The organism is Terriglobus albidus, from assembly GCF_025685425.1.
Lineage (GTDB): Bacteria > Acidobacteriota > Terriglobia > Terriglobales > Acidobacteriaceae > Terriglobus > Terriglobus albidus.
Window position 1 is genome coordinate 339,378 of sequence record NZ_JAGTAS010000057.1, and the last position, 17,455, is coordinate 356,832.

At 55.1% G+C, this 17,455-nt stretch carries 15 protein-coding genes; 4 read left to right on the top strand and 11 right to left on the bottom strand.

Going from position 1 to position 17,455, the window contains the following annotated elements:
- The first annotated feature begins 245 nt into the window (after positions 1 to 245).
- Genes OHL21_RS17665 through OHL21_RS17675 form a run of 3 tightly spaced genes read left to right on the top strand, consistent with a single transcriptional unit; the run spans position 246 to position 2,724 of the window.
- Positions 246 to 1,016, top strand: a complete 771-nt coding sequence (locus OHL21_RS17665; RefSeq protein WP_263418613.1) for a TIGR04290 family methyltransferase — start codon at positions 246 to 248, stop codon at positions 1,014 to 1,016.
- The gene (locus OHL21_RS17670) at positions 1,013 to 2,053 is read left to right on the top strand and encodes a glycosyltransferase family 9 protein (RefSeq protein ID WP_263418614.1); all 1,041 of its coding nucleotides are present in this window, start codon (positions 1,013 to 1,015) and stop codon (positions 2,051 to 2,053) included. Before OHL21_RS17665 ends, OHL21_RS17670 begins: the two co-directional genes overlap by 4 nt.
- Positions 2,050 to 2,724, top strand: coding sequence for an HAD family hydrolase (locus tag OHL21_RS17675; RefSeq protein WP_263418615.1), 675 nt, complete (start codon positions 2,050 to 2,052; stop codon positions 2,722 to 2,724). The genes OHL21_RS17670 and OHL21_RS17675 overlap by 4 nt, the downstream gene beginning before the upstream one ends.
- Here OHL21_RS17675 and OHL21_RS17680 read toward each other — a convergent pair.
- From OHL21_RS17680 to glgX, 11 genes are all read right to left on the bottom strand, one after another.
- Positions 2,619 to 3,800, bottom strand: a complete 1,182-nt coding sequence (locus OHL21_RS17680) for a CgeB family protein (protein WP_263418616.1) — start codon at positions 3,798 to 3,800, stop codon at positions 2,619 to 2,621. The genes OHL21_RS17675 and OHL21_RS17680 overlap by 106 nt on opposite strands.
- Complete coding sequence (locus OHL21_RS17685) at positions 3,797 to 4,891, bottom strand: CgeB family protein (RefSeq protein ID WP_263418617.1); 1,095 nt, start codon at positions 4,889 to 4,891, stop codon at positions 3,797 to 3,799. Before OHL21_RS17685 ends, OHL21_RS17680 begins: the two co-directional genes overlap by 4 nt.
- Positions 4,888 to 6,003, bottom strand: a complete 1,116-nt coding sequence (locus OHL21_RS17690; protein WP_263418618.1) for a CgeB family protein — start codon at positions 6,001 to 6,003, stop codon at positions 4,888 to 4,890. The genes OHL21_RS17685 and OHL21_RS17690 overlap by 4 nt, the downstream gene beginning before the upstream one ends.
- Positions 5,993 to 7,096, bottom strand: a complete 1,104-nt coding sequence (locus OHL21_RS17695; RefSeq protein ID WP_263418619.1) for a glycosyltransferase family 4 protein — start codon at positions 7,094 to 7,096, stop codon at positions 5,993 to 5,995. The genes OHL21_RS17690 and OHL21_RS17695 overlap by 11 nt, the downstream gene beginning before the upstream one ends.
- The gene (locus tag OHL21_RS17700) at positions 7,084 to 8,391 is read right to left on the bottom strand and encodes a TIGR04295 family B12-binding domain-containing radical SAM protein (protein ID WP_263418620.1); all 1,308 of its coding nucleotides are present in this window, start codon (positions 8,389 to 8,391) and stop codon (positions 7,084 to 7,086) included. Before OHL21_RS17700 ends, OHL21_RS17695 begins: the two co-directional genes overlap by 13 nt.
- Entirely contained in the window at positions 8,388 to 9,470 is a 1,083-nt protein-coding gene (locus OHL21_RS17705) for a GDP-mannose 4,6-dehydratase (protein ID WP_263418621.1), read from the bottom strand. Before OHL21_RS17705 ends, OHL21_RS17700 begins: the two co-directional genes overlap by 4 nt.
- Before the next feature lie 37 nt (positions 9,471 to 9,507).
- On the bottom strand, positions 9,508 to 10,629 hold the full coding sequence (locus OHL21_RS17710; RefSeq protein WP_263418622.1) for an NAD-dependent epimerase/dehydratase family protein: 1,122 nt from the start codon (positions 10,627 to 10,629) through the stop codon (positions 9,508 to 9,510).
- Complete coding sequence (locus tag OHL21_RS17715; RefSeq protein WP_263418623.1) at positions 10,626 to 11,552, bottom strand: glycoside hydrolase 5 family protein; 927 nt, start codon at positions 11,550 to 11,552, stop codon at positions 10,626 to 10,628. The genes OHL21_RS17710 and OHL21_RS17715 overlap by 4 nt, the downstream gene beginning before the upstream one ends.
- 157 nt (positions 11,553 to 11,709) lie before the next feature.
- Positions 11,710 to 12,336: a response regulator gene (locus OHL21_RS17720; RefSeq protein ID WP_263418624.1), complete on the bottom strand. Its 627-nt coding sequence runs from the start codon at positions 12,334 to 12,336 to the stop codon at positions 11,710 to 11,712.
- Positions 12,337 to 12,723: 387 nt separating this feature from the next.
- Positions 12,724 to 14,118: a phytoene desaturase family protein gene (locus tag OHL21_RS17725; protein ID WP_263418625.1), complete on the bottom strand. Its 1,395-nt coding sequence runs from the start codon at positions 14,116 to 14,118 to the stop codon at positions 12,724 to 12,726.
- A gap of 35 nt (positions 14,119 to 14,153) precedes the next feature.
- Complete coding sequence (gene glgX, locus OHL21_RS17730) at positions 14,154 to 16,271, bottom strand: glycogen debranching protein GlgX (protein WP_263418626.1); 2,118 nt, start codon at positions 16,269 to 16,271, stop codon at positions 14,154 to 14,156.
- A gap of 171 nt (positions 16,272 to 16,442) precedes the next feature.
- Between glgX and OHL21_RS17735 the strand changes: the two genes are divergently transcribed.
- Entirely contained in the window at positions 16,443 to 17,309 is an 867-nt protein-coding gene (locus tag OHL21_RS17735) for an SIR2 family protein (protein WP_263418627.1), read from the top strand.
- Positions 17,310 to 17,455: the final 146 nt, after the last annotated feature.

A 17,455-nucleotide genomic window follows, 5' to 3' on the forward strand; every position in this document is an offset into this window, starting at 1 on the left:
CTTCCGAGCGCCGATACACAGTACTCAGATGCGGGAAGTAGATGGATCTATATAGAACCTGCCGAAAAAAGCGAAGCAGACGTGCGACATAAAACAAATGGCTGGATTAGGCTGGCGCCATGAGATTTGTGACGCAATCTGACGTACACACGTTTTGGCGGCTGACCAACAGATGCACCCTTCGCTACGTCTGAAGATGCACTTAGCTCAAACAAGCCTTTCCACGAGCTGAGTTACCGGTGGCGATGAACAACGAGACACAGCAAACGATTCAATCGAAGATCTCTGAGCTTGCTCCGTGGTTCCATAACCTTCGCCTCGCGGGCGTAGAAACAGCTCCCGCTCATTTTCTTGGCGACTATCCGAGCGTGAAGTGGGAGAGGTTCCGTGCAGCGATCCCGGAAGACCTGAGTGGTAAGTCAGTGCTCGATATCGGGTGCAATGCGGGATTCTACTCGCTGGAGATGAAACGTCGTGGCGCAGCTCGCGTTCTGGGCATCGATTCTGACGAGCGCTATCTGGAGCAGGCGAAGCTCGCCGCTGAGATAGAAGATGTCGATATCGACTTCCAAAATCTATCCGTCTGGGATATCGCTCTTCTTCAGGAACGCTTCGATCTCGTCCTGTTTATGGGAGTTTTTTATCATCTTCGTCATCCTTTGCTTGCTCTGGATCTGATTCACGAATTCGCCGCAAAAGATCTTCTCGTTTTTCAAAGTCTTCAGCGAGGGAGCAATGAGATCGTCCAGACAGCAAAGGATTACGATTTCTCCGAAACCGGCCTGTTCGATCGCCCTGATTATCCGCGGATGCATTTCATTGAGCATAGTTACGCCCATGACCCGACAAACTGGTGGGTTCCGAATCGTGCGTGCGTTGAGGCGATGTTACGCTCGGCAGGCTTCAATATCCTTAGTCACCCCGAAGAGGAGGTTTATGTATGTAGCCGGCGGGAGATTCCTGTCCCACCCGACGGACCGCACTGTGTCTTTCCTGCGAAAGATGTGACTCGATGAACATCATCCATTCCACGCTCAAGCTTGCAGAGCAGTATCTGGAGCTGCGATCGCTGGATGATGCGCTCGCCTGCTTCACATTGGCGGAGCGTATGGGTGCTGATCCCGATCGATGTGCCTGCGGTCGCTGGTTCGCGTGGATGCTTCTGGGTGAGTTCGAACACGCATGGGAAGAGAGCGACGCCATTCGTTCCCGGGGTATCCCGGACCCGCATCGCTTCTGGCAAGGACAGGATATTCGGGAGCAGCGGGTCATCGTACGGTGTTTGCACGGCCTGGGAGATGCGGTACAGCAACTCCGCTATATCGCCCCTTTGCGTATGCGGGCAAAAAACGTCATCGTCCAAACCCCTCCAGAACTGATGGAACTCGCAGCCTGCGTGGCGGGTGACAACAATGTGATCTCCTGGATTACCCCGCATCAGCCAGAACCTTACTGGGATGTGCAGGTGGAGGTGACGGAACTCTCCTACCTCTTTCGGTCCACAGTGGATTCTATTCCTCCAGCGCCTTATCTTCCTCTGCCACACAAGGCCATCGAGTCGGCCCTATTCGAACTAGGCCCCAGGCGAAGACCACGTATCGGTGTCGTGTGGCAGGCGGGCTCGTGGGACAGCGCAAGAAGCATCCCATTGCATCAGCTTCTGCCGGTATTTGAGATGGATGGTCTTGAGTTCTGGAACTTGCAGGGGGGCCCCGCAAGGCGTCAGTGGAGCGAGCTTCCCTTTCAGGGCCGCCTACGAGACTGCCGCGCTTGCGAGCATGGACTGCTCTCGCTCGCCTCGGTAATCTCTCACCTCGATCTCGTCATCACCGTGGATACACTAGTTGCCCATCTGGCCGGCGCCCTCGATATCCCTACGTGGGTGCTGTTGCAACATGCAGCCGACTGGCGTTGGCTGGTTTCCCGCTCCGATTGCCCCTGGTATTCCTCCGTCCGTTTGTTTCGCCAACATCGCCCAGGGACGTGGGAGCCAGTGATCAGGGCCGTGGAAGCTGCGCTCCGAGATCGAAGGAAGGAGATCATGGCCGCATGAGAGAGAATTGGGATCGTTTCGACGCTTACCTGTTCGATATCGATGGAACACTACTCGAATGTGTAGACGCGGTCCACTATTTCGCGTTCTGCGATGTGCTCACAACTATCGCAGGCCGTCCCATGAATCTTGACGGAGTAACCACCCATGGAAATACCGACATAGGCATCCTTCGTGACGCTCTGCGACAAGGGGGTCTGCCGGATGAGATGTGGAGAGATCGACTAGCGGAGATGCGAAGCCAGATGGCCACCTATGTGAATGCGCGAATCGAGCAGGTATGCGCCCGACCGCATAAAGCCATCCACAAAGCGCTTCTACACCTTCGGAGCCGCAGGGCCTATCTCGGAGTGGCTACCGGTAATCTCGAAGCGATTGGGACAATCAAACTGCGATCCGCAGGACTATTCGAGTACTTTCAATTCGCCGCCTGGAGCGATCGTCACGAGATTCGCAGGGACGTGTTCGCGGAGGCACTCGCACGAGTACGGGAAGACATGGGGAAAGACACGTCGATCCTCATCGTAGGCGATACACCTGCCGATATCGAAGCAGCGAAGTATCATCACGTCCCTGTATTAGCGGTAGCGACTGGCATCTTTTCCGCCGTAGAGCTTGCTGCCTGTAGCCCCGAGATCTGCCTGAATTCGTTTTCTGACCTGATGGGATGAGACTTGCCCGCAGAACAGTCCTCAATGATCCGTTCAAACTGAAGAACACGATGCAGAGAAGTGTGCTCGCTCAGAATGCGATCTCGCGCATCCCTGCCGATGCGCAACCGTTCTTCCTCAGAGAGGCTGGCCAGAACATCGACGACCTCCCTCTCGTTATCGACCAGCAGTATCTCCCGCGCGGGTGTAAAGAACTCCTCGATACCGTGCCATCTGTCGGAGATGATGACCGCGCCACACGCGGCTGCTTCAAAGAGACGTACCGACGGAGAATAGCCTGCCGTTATCATCTCCTTTCGCGTGAGATTCAGTGTAAACCGCGAAGAGGAATAAAACGCGGGATGTTGCGCGGGCGCTACGTGGTTGATATGTCGTACGTTCTTGGACCACTCAAGGGTCGTCGGATACTGAGGCCCCGCAACGATGAACTTCATATCCGTCATTGATCTGGCGGTTCCATCAAGCCAGGCAGAGAGCTTCTGCTGTCTATCGGACGCATAGGTCCCGAGATAGCTCAGATCACAGCGAAACCTCTCCCTGGTCTTCCGGGGGCGATGAATCTCAGGATCGACCGAGCAGTAAAAAGGAATCGCCCTGGGAGACTTGAACCTGCGTTCTATCTCATTCGTGATTGGCCCTCCCGAAAACGACAGATATGCATCGTAGGCCGGGACATACGTTGCCTCAAGATAATCAGTCCTGCCGTATGCACGAAGCCGGGCGATTGTAATTGGCGTATCGATGTCGTAAAAGAGCAGCGGCCGGCAGTCATGCTCCAGCAGAGCCTGAGTCGCAACGATTGCATCTGGAAAGTATGAGCCAACAATGACGCTGTCCGCATCGCGGGCAAGCTGGAGCAATCGGCGACGCGATCTTTGCCAGCTTCTGTAGAGATGAACGGTGCACCATGGAAACTCCGCCGTATCGCGGTTGCTCCGGTACCATTCGACATCTTTCTCCACGAAATGCACTGTGTGACCACGCGCCGCAAGGGCTCTCACAAGAGAACGATATGTCGTCGCGTGACCGTTTCCCCAGGACGATGTAATTGTCAGACCAAAGATTACGATCTTCATGCCGGGACCTTTCTGATCGTCTGAGATCTTTGATGCAGATGTTCCCTAAAGATTTTCTCTACCTGTTGCGCTCTCCTGGCATAGGTATGTTGCCGCAAGGCTCGCTGCAGCGCTGCCTTCCCTATCTGCCGTCTTTCCACCGGAGAGGTCTCACGAAGCGCCTTCACGACATCGCTTGCCGTCTGTACGACAAGAACTTCTTTCCCTGGTTCGAAACAGTCGTCGATCCCTTTCCAGTCGTCGCAGATCATGCAGGCTCCGGCGCCCGCACCTTCAAACATGCGGGTTGGGGGCGAGAATCCAAACGACGCCATGGAAGACCGGTTGATATTCATGACAAACCCAGCAGAGCAGTTAACTGCATTGTGCATTTCGGTGGGGACGTGGCCGATCCAGCGGACGTTTTGAGGGATTGTCTTATCCGCCCAGCCCTCACCTCCAAGAACAAACCGCTTTTCCGGAGCCTGCTCCGCCGCAGTTAGAAATAATTCATCCACTCGCTTTTCCCGGTCGGGAAGGCGATTGCCGAGAAAGACGAGATCACAGTCATAGGACCGGACTGGAGGAACAGGATAGTGAGTCTCGGGATCGAGCGCGTTATAAACGTTGTAATAGGCTTGCGCGCCAAAGCTCGAATAGCCCGAACAACTCTCCGGTCCGCCGCCGTAGCTGAGTATGGCATCGAAGCACGGGATCAGAGTAAGAAACGGATCCGCAGGATCGGCTGTGAGACGAGCGATCGTAGCTGGAGAATCGACATCCCAGAAAAACGATGGCTTGTACTCGGCGAGATTCGCGACCAATCTCTCAAGAATCACATCATGAGTCCCGACTCCGCTATGCTTGATGACGATATCTGCATCACTGCTGTTATCTATCACCTCTTCTTCCGTTCCAGGTTGGTACACGATCGAGCGGACATAGGAAAAATCTCCCTCATCGAGATGTTGCTGGCGACCAAATGCATCGGGTTCCGCGAAGACAATCTCATGACCGCGCTTCGCCAGATATTTATAGATCCCGCGATAGTACGTGGCCGCCCCATTCCAGTAGGACGATAAAATGCTGGAACCTACGGCGAAGATCTTCATCGCGAGACCTCCTCGCAGATTGCCGTCAGTTCTTCAGCGCGATGCCTGCACGTGTGACGCTGTAACACCGTCTCCAGACCTCTCAAGGCTTGTTCTTCTGCCGCAGCGGAATCATTCAACAGGTGTGCCATCGTTTTGCGCATCTCCTCGCCGTTTCGCACGAAATGGAAATCGCCTGGCCGGAACAGATGTTCGATATCCTGCCAGGGGGCTGATATCAAGGGAATGCCGCAGGCTAAGGCCTCAAACACCCGAATCGTGGGAATGCCGTACATGGCAGTTGCATAGTGCCGGCGAGGAATGTGGACCGTCAGCCGCGACTCAGAAAAGACCTCCGGCGCATCCAGGTTTGGAAGGTATCCCCCAAATGTGATTCCGGCGTTTTCAAGCGCGAAGATTCCCCGTTCCGGATACCTCACACCGAAGACCACCGGTGAAACCAGCTGCAGCTCGGATATTGGACGGACCAGGAATTCACAGATCTCCTGCGACCGCTCATCATCGCCCCAATTGCCGATCCATACGAGATCATGTTTCTTTTCCGGGCAACAGAGTGGATGGAATACGCTCGTGTCCGCTGCTTCGTGAAGGATCCAGGTATTTCTCATCCCGAGCGTCTCGATATAGAGATGCTGAAGACTTTCACCAAATGCCAGGACACCATCAAACCGGCTAACACCCAACAAGTGAATCTGTTCAGGATCAGAAGAGGCGCGATGATGAGTGTCATGAAACAGCAGCTTGAACCTTAGCTCATTACGAAGCGCCAGTAGCATCTGTGTAAGGGCAGGAGAGTTCCACTCGTGCACGATCACGATCTCCGTATCCCTCAATTCATGCTTCCAGTGAGCATCATCCTTGAGGGTTTGATCGCTATAGAGCCGCACGACGATCTCTGGAAATCGATGGTGGAAGTCATTCACGGACCTGCGTCCCTTGCTCTCCAGAACAAGATTCTGGATCGACCAGTTCTCCGACAATTCGTACGCCACTACTTCATGACCGAGGGCTATCAACTCCCGGATCAGCCCCCGAAGGAAATGGGCATTGCCGTTATTCCAGTCCGAGCGGATTGAATGCGCGAAATACGCGATGCGGAATTTACGCTGCATGGCGAATACCCTGCGCTGCTGAAACGAACTTGTTGAACAGCTGGAGATAACCCCTCACCATCTGCTCCCGGTTGAATAGCTGTGCTCTGTTTCGCGCTGCATCTTGCAACTTCTGGAGCTTCTCGATGTCGCTCGACAATTCGCTGACGAGCGCGGGCAGCTCGGAGGGGTCTGAAAAGTACGTAGCCGCATCCTGCCACACTTCACGCAAACTTGGAATATCTCTCAGTAAAAGCGCGCACCCACAAAGAGCGGCCTCCAGCGGAGCCAACCCGAAGGGTTCATAGATCGAGCTGCAAAGATAAATGGAACTCATTGAAAACAGCTTTATGATCTCCATCGCGGAGATCGGGCCCAATACGGTGGCGCCTCCCGGAATACGTTGCAGCCGGTTGCTCTCATGCTGCCTTGATCCAGCGATCACATAGGGGATAGGAAAAGTGACGTCGTTCAAAGTATGAATTCCTTTTGCTTCGTCCCATATCCTGCCCACTGTTATCATCTGCATTGCTTTAGGGCCAGCGCAGTCGCACTCAAGCAAACGTCCGTTTGTGATTACTTCGGCTTCGGAACCATATCCAAATCGGCGCTCCAACTCTTGTGCCATCCAGTACGTGGGCGCCACAATCGCGGTAGCCTTTTTTAGACCGTGCTCGACTAAATGCATATAGTTGTGCAGCCAGGCGCTAGCGGGAAGCTCCTCTTTTCGGCAAGCTGCTGCCCAGCTCAATACATCGCTATGCGCGGTTACTATCGTTGGAACCATGTCCGAGAGCCCGCCGAAGCAGTATTGACTGCTATGAATTACCTGCGGACCAAAGTCCTCCGCCAGAGATCGCAATAAAGGGAATGCTTGATCCTGAACCAAACCGTTTTCCGTCATCCACTCCAGCGGAAGTTCCGACGGGATGTAGCGAAAACGACGATGGCTTTTATGGAGAAGTTCTTCGCATGTCACCATCTGCAGAGCAGACGGCCGGCCGCCAAAGCTGACGAGGAGAACTTCACAGCCCGCCTCAAGATATCCCTGCACTAATTCCCGAGTAAATGTCCAGACGCCGCCGACCGTATCGGTAGTCATCAGGATGCGCATTCGAGCTCCCTCAGCGATAGAGGCCGTTGTTCCTGGATGTCGCTATAGCCGCGGTCCGCAAAGTTCTGCAGATAGAAGGCATGTGCTCGCTCCCAGGCGCCGTCGTCAGGAGGAGCTCCAAACGTATGGACGTATTGGGGACTTCCGGGGAACGGAAACATCGGGACAGGTTCGCTGACCCACACTCCCGCGGATTTCAAGTATGCCTGAAACTTCTGGACGGCCGCAGGATCGTCTTTCGTCGTTGCAATGAGATTCGCCTGAACCCAGGGGATGTGTTTCCTGGCACAGACCAGGAGCTGCTGAATATGTTCGGTGGAAAGCCGGCAGTTCTTATTGAGCTCGTCCCTTCCCTCCTCAGTAATGGATTCGATACCGCATTCAAAAGAGACACAGTGAGCTCGCTGGAGCAGATCCAGAGATTCCTCGTCCCAAAGATCGATACGAGTCTGGAAGCCGATCGCGAGCGGCCGCGTGGAAAGTTCCTCCAGTAGGTGGCGTACCTGCTTGCCCACACCGAAGATCTCGTCGATGAAGTAGATGTAATCCACGCCCCGGCCAATGAGCTGATCTATTTCTGCAAGGACGGCGGCCAGATCGCGTTCACGGAATTTATTGCGAAACAGGGTCTTGTTGCAGAAGCTACAGGAATAAGGACAGCCACGGGCGAACTCGACTTCGGCGCCAAGCTTGAGGTGGTCTCCTCCATTGCCGCGAAAGACGTGGTGAAGATGATGGTGCCGCTCCACGGGATACGCCGCGTAGTCGAGAGCCGGAAGGTCTTTCATATTTGTCACACCAAGCCCTTCGGCCATGCGCATACGTCCCAGCTCGTCGCGCCAGCAGCACCCGGGTACCATCTCCCACGGCATGGAGGCCAGCAGTGGAAGCGTCTCATCCGGCTCTCCCCGCAGGATGATCTCCACCCCGGTTTTGGACATTGCACTCGTGGGTGTTGCCGAACCGTGCGGTCCAATCAGCACCGTTGTGGACTCTTTCCGCAGCTCTGCGATCCAGGTGCGCGGCACTCTGAGTTCCGGTTGAGGGCAACGCCAGAACAGATATGAAGGTGCTGATGGTACTACCAGGAAGTCCTCGTTGAACCGGTCGAGACGTGTGCGTACCTCGCACGGATTCAGCAACTCCATGTTCGCATCAATCAGCAAAGCCTCATGTCCAGCCTGGCGGAGATTCTCCTGAGCCGAAAGCAGCTCAAGCGGAAAATGCGGCTCGGCACAACCAAAGTAGGTTGAACCGGCGAAGGACCATTGCGGATTTACCAGAGCAAACTTCATGCCACCTTCACCTCGAACGGTAGATTTGGCAGTTCCGATGGAGCGGGAGAGAGATGCTCCTTCCAGAAGAGATGAATATCGCGAAGCGTTTTTTCCAGTGATGCCCGTGCCCTCCACCCTGTGTCTCGCGAGAGTCGGGAGGTATCGGAAACATAAAGGGGCTGATCACCGGCACGGGTAGCCCGATAGTCGAGACGCAGGCGACTTCCTGTAATCTTCTCCAATTGCGCGATCAGCTCTCTTAGAGAGATCGCACGGGATGGTCCCCCGCCGACGTTGTAGACTTCGCCCGCACATCGGTCGCGATGCAGCCGAACAGCACACATCGCATTCACAAGATCACTCACATCAAGCACATCGCGCACCTGGCAACCATCGCCGTAAATAGCGATTGGGCTGCCTGTCAGTGCGGAATAAAGAAAATGTGCGACCCAGCCCTGATCCTCATTGCCAAACTGGCGCTTCCCGGCAATACACGACATGCGGAAAACAACAGCAGGAATCCCGAAGATACGGGCATAGTCACGCACGTACTGATCCGCCGCGCCTTTGGAGCAGCCGTACGGCGAATGAAAGTCCAGGGGCTGCTCCTCGTTCACTCCGCAGAATCCTGGGATGGCGGCACAGTAGCGGGAGCCGCGGCGTTCTACGGGCACGTTGCGCAGGGCTCCATAGACTTTATTGGTTGAGGTAAACAATAGAAGCGGGCTCATCTTTGAGCGCCGTGCCGCCTCAAGGAGGTGAAATGTTCCCTGGGCGTTGATCGCGAAGTCGGTTTCCGGATCATCGATCGATGAGGTTACGGCGACCTGAGCGGCGAAGTGATAGATCTCTCCAACGCCGTGAACAGCCTCCGTCACCGCGTGCTGATTGCGAATATCGGCATGAACGAATTCCAGCCTTCCCTGGGGAGCAATCGCTCGGAGCCATTTAAGGTTGCGTTCCGTACCTGAACGAGACAGATTGTCAAAGATACGAACAGTGAGATCGGTTTCTGTCAGCAGACGCTCCGCCAGATTGCAGCCGATGAAGCCGGCGCCACCAGTGATCAATACCGGTCTTGAGGATAGTTTTGACATCCCTTACTGCCTTTCTCTGTTACCGCAGCAGTTAGTCTTATGCCGTCAGCCCGAATGCAGCCAGCTCGGTCAACATCTTGTCGGCGCGGTCCTCAGGCTCCTGGTGCGCCAGCCACGCCGCAAGTTCCGCAAAGCCACACTCGTGCGAGATCTTCGGCTCGTAGCCCAGTAATTTCCTCGCCTTCGAGATGTCGGCAAAACAATGGCGAATGTCACCGGCTCGATATTTGTGAGATACCGTCGGCAGGATCTCTCTACCCAGAGCATGGGCGAGTTTTTCTGCTACCTGCCGAATCGTAATCGGGACACCACAACCGATATTGATCACGTGATCGTTGGACTCGGGCCTTTCCATGGCGAGCATATTCGCTCTCACGATGTCCTGAACGTGCACGAAATCACGCATCTGTTCACCATCTTCAAAAATGAGCGGCTGTTTGCCATTGAGCATGCGCGAAGCAAAGACGGCAGCAACTCCGGTATAAGGATTTGAGAGCGCCTGGCGCGTCCCGTAGATATTGAAGAACCGCAATGCGGTCACTGGAACACCGTACGTTCTTCCGAAGATGAGGCACATCTCTTCCTGATCACGCTTTGAAAGGGCATACATCGAATTGATCTCGGATGGCTTGCTCTCATTGGTCGGAACCGGTGTCAGTACCGCATGGCAAAGATAGCAGCGGGGGTTCCATGCCCCAGACCTCAGCTGATCGATGGATCGAACCCGCGGCGCTGCATCCATGCCGCACTCGAGGCATTTGTAACGCCCCTCGCCATAGATCGACATCGACGAAGCGACCACAACCTTTTCCAATGTTTGCTTGGAATCAAGAATGGCCTGCAGTAACTCGGCCGTTCCCTGTGTATTGATGCTCATGTAGCGGCTGATTTCATACATCGACTGTCCTACGCCGACGGCGGCTGCAAAGTGATATACAACATCGATTCCCCGCAGCGCTCGCCGAATCGCATCTGCATCTCGCACATCGTCCCGAATTAGTTCCACATTCCGCGAAAGATACTCCGGAACTCCTCCCAAGTGGACCTGTGGAGTCAGGTTATCCAGCACACGCACTCTATGCCCTGCCTGAAGCAGGCCGTCTGCCAAATGCGAGCCAACAAATCCCGCCCCTCCCGTAATCAACACATGTTTGCTCATGCGCGTGCCAATGCCTCCTCGACAGGTGATTTTTCCGGTGATGCAAGGCAATAGCGCTCTACTGCCCAGGCCGCGAATTCAGCGAATTGCCGAGGGTCTCTGGGTGGGCTCGTATGGTGCTCTTCCAGTCCGAGATGGCCAGGTGTGAAGCACAACGTCACAGCCACCTCAAATGGCGCCAGCGCCTCCATCATGCGATCGAACCACGCAACCGCATTCGGTCGATAGAAATCCGCCCAGCTCAAGCCTGTCCGCAAATGACGCACGCCGAGGCGATGCATCCAATGAACGGCATTCTCCAGCCGCGGATCTTCAAAGTGAAACCACTGGCAGATCCCAATGCTTCCATCTGCCGGAAATGCCTCGAGCATCGGCTTCGGAGAACCGTCGTGACGTAATAGCCCGAGATAGTAATGGCGGTAGTATGCGGACCCTTCGGCCTCTTTGTGCCGCGTCTCCGCCGGCCAGGATGGAGGCAGATCAAAAAGAGAGTACCAATAGACTCTTGCGGCGCCATGTAGTAGCTGCAGAGTCCGCTTCAGCCCAAAGGTGCCGATCTCTTCCGCACCGAAGGTGGAAGCGCCGACCTCGGTGACCCACACAGGTAGCTCGCTGACCTCTCCGGCTTCCAGAAGCCTCTGCGGCCATTCTTCAATCCGCCAGTGATTCCAATCCAATGGAAAGCCATGGACACCGACAGCATCAACATGCTGCAGAGTGCCATACGATTTCATCAGGCGAAGGAAGTCGACGTCGCAGGAAGACACCCCTCCCAGGACGACCGGCAAATCTGGAGCAATCTCCCTGATAGCCTCCGAAGCGCATCGCACTGTCTCGGCATAGATCCGCCAGTCCGGATCAAGATGGAAGTTCCAGTGAGATAAGTTATTGGGCTCGTTCCAGAGAACGATCGAATCCACCATCGCGCAACCTTCCTTGAGCGCCACGAAGGCATACATTCCTTCATTGCTCTACTTTTGCCTAGGAAGGTAAATACCTTTTGATGGTTGTGGCGAAGCTCTCGGAAACGGGCGAATGTCGTAAGGTGACGCCCAGGATGGGGTGCCAAAGGCGCTCGAGTTACGATGCCTGTGCAGTTCTAAGACCAGAGGCATTCTCTGAGGGGAAGTGCAGGACCCTCCGGACAGAGGTTTGCGAACTATCTCCCAGACACAAGTCGATCGTTTTCTGTAATTCCGTGAAATTAAAAGGCTTGCAGAGGAATTCACAGCGGCTCGATTTGTCCTGGCGGAGAGATTCGATCCGTGCGGTATCGGTGCTCATGACAATAGCGGAAAGCTGCTGGCGAGCTTCGCAAATACGTCTTACCAGATCCATCCCGTCCATTCCGGGGATGTCCAGGCCGGTCAAGAGGAGATCAAGCCGCTCCAGCTCATTCAACTTGGTCATTGCCTCTTCCGCACCTTGGCAAGCGGTCACATCGTAGCCCGAAAGCGAAAGAAAACTTTCGATGAATGTCCGTTGCGTGGGATCAGCTTCCACCAGAAGGACTGTTTTCATGGCATGTTTATGCCCGGCATTCAGCCATGCTGAAAGCTCATCAGGGTGCGCTAAAACAATGTTCTGGGATGCACCTTCGGGACGATGGACGGGTAATCCAAGGTTGTGTTCCCAACGTTGTACGGTTCGAACGCCCTTTCCAAAGAAAGAGGCGATCTCTTTCCAAGAGCTAAGAATCTGACTCATCGTCTGACACCTTTACAGTAGGGAGAAATTTTGGTGTACGTGCTTCAGAGCGCGATCTTTATAGCAATAACTTATTAAAACTTACAAGCCTTGAGTTCATTTATTTTATACGCCTCAGAATCGAGTGTTTCGACTAGGGATATACCTAGTTTTGTCACTAAATGACAGACGAGACGGATAGAGCATTCCCTGTAGGTCTAGAGTATGGTTCCGCACCTATGGGCGCTTTCCGCAATGAAAATGCCGCTGCTCGCTCCTCCGGGACACCCATCCTTCCTGGATACCCATCTTCCTGGACACCGAATGGAAGATGATTCTGGAATCGTGAACAGCCTTAGTAAGCGGTGCCGCACCATTTTGTTGACAACGGTATATCTGCGTCATAACTCATTTGCTGCGCAGTCGCAGACGGGCAAACTGGGCGGCAAAGTAGCCGCACATTCCATGGACGCCGGTTCCGGGCAGCGTTGCCGCCGAGCAGATCAAGATCGATGGATCGGGAGTCAGATAGCCCCTCCATGATGGCCGTGCAATCATCTGCCGCACTGAATGGAGCCCGCATCCGATGTCCCCGCCAACGAAGTTCGGATTATCCGCTTCCAGAAGGGTTGGGTCGCGAACAGAGCGCCGCAGGATCCGATCTCTGAACCCAGGAGCGAAGCGTTCGATCTGTGTTTCGATACGATCCGCCATATCAGTATTGGAACCGTTCGGCACATGACAATATCCCCAGGCCGTATGCTTCCCTTCCGGAGCTCTGGAAGAATCAAAGAGGGAATGCTGTGCTGCGATGACAAATGGCCGTTCCGGGATCTTTCCCTGCTGCACGGCTTCTTCTGAAGCCAGAATCTCTTCCGCAGAGCCGCCCAGGTGTACCGTCCCGGCCCGCCGGCAGGATGGGGCTTCCCAGGGAATAGGCGCGTCAAGTGCCCAGTCCATCTTGAAGGCTCCTGGACCGTATGTATATCCAGCCAGCTTCCGGCGAAACCCCTCAGGGAAACGGTGACCGGCGATGCGCAGCAGTTCACGCGGAGAAAGATCGCAAAGCACAAGGCGCGACTTCGGCAATTCATCGACGGAGTTAACCCGGGAACCTGTCTGCAATGCGACGCCGAACTTCTTCAAATAGCCAACGAGTGCGGCGGCAAGCTTTCCTGCTCCCCCGCGAGGAAATGGCCAGCCTGCTCCATGTCCGCTTGCAGCCAGAAGCAGTCCAAAACCGGCACTGAGCGAAGCGGTCATCGGAAGATTCGCATGAGCTGCGATGCCGGTAAGCAGCGCCCTGGCCGGTTCGGCGCGAAACGTCTCTATAAGACGAGTCTGTGAACGGGTGGACCACGCGCCAAAACGAAACAGTCCACCGGGCGTCTTCAAGCTGCCGGATTGGCCCATCATAATGCCAATCAACCGGTCCCAGTTCTCTGCCGTTGTGCCAAGGAGCTTCCGGTAAGCGTCGGCATCCTCCTCGAGAGACCTGGCAGTTGCCTCCAGCGACCGCTCCAGCACAACAGCCCGTCCCCCCTCAAGGGGATGGGCAAGGGGAGCCTCCGGATGCACCCACTCTAATCCGAAGCTCTCCAGAGGCATGGCGCGAAACGCAGGTGAACTGACAGCGAGCGGGAAGATGGAAGAACAGACGTCATGCGCAAAGCCGGGCACGGTAAGCGGAAGAGTTTTGACGCCTCCGCCAAGTTCCTCCGCTGCTTCCAGAACAAGCACGCTATAGCCAGCCTGTGCCAGCACTGCTGCCGCGCTGAGCCCATTCGGCCCGGATCCTACCACGATGCAGTCCCAGCTCCGCGGAAGCACTGTTCCTCTCAGTGTTCCTGCGGCTCAGTAGAGAACAGCAGGAGCGAACGTGCCGTCACCTCGTATTCCGTACCGGGTGCGTGGGTGCTTTGCCCGGCGGTGACTGTGAGATTCGTATCGACCAACAGATTCCAGCCTTTCCTGCCGCACTCGGGCAGCCTGAACGGGACAGCATCGGCACTCCCATTCAGAATCAGCAATAGCGTCGTGCTATCACTCCCCATTTGTAATCCTGTGGTCCTGCTTCGACCATCCAGCAGCATGCCGACACACTTCATGCCGGCGTCATCCCAATGCTCAGCCTGCATCTCCTGACCATTTGGGTGAAGCCACTGCAGATCTTTGCTGCCAAAGGCCTCGTCATATTGCCCGACATAGAACCTCGGGCGACGAAGAGCTGGAAACTTTTTTCTCAGACCGATGACGTACTTTGCAAATTCCAGGAGTTGCTGATTTTTGTCTCGCATCTCCCAATCGATCCAGGAGATCTCATTGTCCTGGCAATAGGCATTGTTATTACCCTGCTGTGTACGACCGAACTCATCTCCGGCGAGAAGCATCGGCGTTCCCTGCCCGAAGAACAGCGTGGCGAGCAGATTCTTCATCTGCCGCAGTCGCAAATCTTTGATCTTCTGGTCTTCCGTCGGCCCTTCAACGCCGCAGTTCCAGGAATGGTTATCGTTGCTGCCATCCTGGTTGTTTTCGCCATTGGCTTCGTTGTGCTTGTCATTGAAGGTCACAAGGTCGTTCAGGGTGAATCCATCGTGCGCTGTTATGAAGTTAACTGTGGCCCATGGCCGCCTGCCGCCGTGATTAAACAGGTCCCCCGAAGCGGTAAGGCGAGGAGCAATCTTTCCTGCCGTTGCCTCTCCGCGCCAGAAATCCCGTACTGTATCGCGGAAGAGATCATTCCATTCCGCCCATCCCGGAGGAAAACCACCGACTTGATATCCCCCAGGACCGCAGTCCCATGGCTCAGCGATCAGCTTGACGGACGCAAGTACCGGATCCTGCGAACAAACCTTGAGAAAGCCGCCCTCGGAATCGAATCCCGTCGCTTCCCTTCCCAGCACCGTACCCAGATCGAACCGGAAGCCATCGACATTTGTCTGTTCGACCCAATAACGGAGCGAGTCCATGACCATTTGCAGGACGCGGGGATGGCTCACGTTTACCGTGTTTCCCGTCCCCGTCTCATTGAGATAGTACCGCCGCTGATCCGGCACCAGGCGGTAGTAGCTGGCGTTGTCGATACCTTTAAACGAAAGGGTGGGCCCTTTCTCGTTGCCTTCGGCAGTGTGGTTATAGACCACATCCAGAATGACCTCGAGGCCATTCTCGTGGTAACGGGCCACCATCTCCTTGAACTCTTTGAGCGTGTCTGGCCGATTGGAGGCATAACGCGGATCCGGTGCGAAAAAACCAATGGTGTTGTATCCCCAGTAATTACGGAGTCCTTTCTCCAGCAGGTAGTTATCGTCAACAAAGGTATGGATCGGGAGAAACTCGACCGAGGTAATTCCCAGCGACCGCAGATATGCAATCACCTGCGGATCCGCGGCGCCGGCATATGTTCCCTGGATCTCTTCCGGCATACCGGGATATCTCCTGGTGAGTCCGCGCACGTGAGCCTCATAGATGAGGGTCTCGCTCCATCCAATACGCTTGCGGCGACGTTCTCCGCTGAAGTCGAAGTTGGGATCTACGACAATACACTTCGGGACATATGGCGCCGAGTCGCGCTCGTCAAACGTCAAATCGTCGCCCGATTCCACTTTGTAGCCAAAGATCGCGGGATTCCACACCACCTCACCGATATGCGCATAGGCATACGGATCGAGAAGCAGCTTGTGGTGATTGAAACGGTATCCGGATGTGGGCTCATAGGGACCGTACACTCTGTACCCATAACGCTGTCCGAAACCGGCGCCACGGAGGTATCCGTGCCAGATCTCGTTCGTGTGTTCGGGCAGCTCAATGCGCTCAAGCTCAGTCTTCCCATCTTCCGAAAACAGGCAGAGTTCAACTTTGCTCGCGTTGGCAGAAAACAAGGCGAAGTTCACTCCATCGCCATCCCATAACGCCCCTAGCCGGGTCGGAGTACCTTCTTCTAGCTTGTATGACATGCGGTCACGTCCTGAGGACCTTTGGATGCAGGAAACGTGCATTCCTTTGGCTCCGGCACGAATTAGTAGCCTTTATGCGCCCCACCGATCCGGACGCCCCACTGATCCGGCAACATCTTTCCTGCAATCTGGCATCGAACCGGTACCGAATGCAGAGGGAGAGGAGAGACTGTGCGCCGCGCTTCACCAGGAACTTCGCTTCTGGAAGGACTCGAACCACTCATCGAAGCCGTGCAACAGAAACGACTCATTCTTTTTGTCGGCGGAGGCGCGTCACAGAATCTCGGCCTGCCGGACTTTACCGCACTGGTAAAGCACCTGGCGCAGGAACTCGGGACAGAACAACCGGCGCTAGCATACCCTGACTATCCCATCATCGCGGAAGCGTATCTTCTCAAACATGGCAAACTTGGTCCTCTGAGAAGCTGGATGGACCTCACCTGGCACCCTAACAGCGTTTCGATTGCAGATTCTGAGCTGCACCGGCTCATTGTAGAGATCGGGTTCTCGACCATCTACACCACCAATTATGACCGTTGGCTGGAACGGGCCTTCGAACAATATAAAAAGCCGTTTCACAAGATAGCCAACGTGGCGGACCTGACTCAGCATGCAGCCGGTGCGACGGAGATTATCAAGTTCCACGGCGACTTCGAAGATGACGAGTCGCTGGTCCTCACAGAGTCGAGCTATTTCCAGCGTATGCTCTTTGAGAGCCCGCTGGATCTGCGGCTACGATCAGACAGTCTGGCCCGTCCAATACTCTTTATCGGTTACAGCCTTCACGACATCAATACACGCTATTTGCTTTTTCGCCTGCAGGAGCTCTGGAGAAACTCCGTTTACGGCAACCAGCGGCCACTATCCTACATTGTGATGAACCAGCACGATCTCCCACAGGAAGCGGTTCTACGCAGCCGCGGAGTCATACCCATCGTCCTTGAAAACCTGGATGCGGGTGAGGCTGTCACTCGCCTTCTCCGGGAATTGAGCAACTCCGTCTCTAAGGCGAAACCGAAGAAAACATCCTCGTCCTGATGGTGGTCCGCACACCGAGGTCGAATGAGCATACACTTCTAATGACGCTGGCAGGACTAGGGACGTCCCTTGGACGCACGCGTCACGTGACGCCAGCAATCCGTGCCTTCCTGCCTCTACTATTTATTGACAGCAAAAGGAATTTC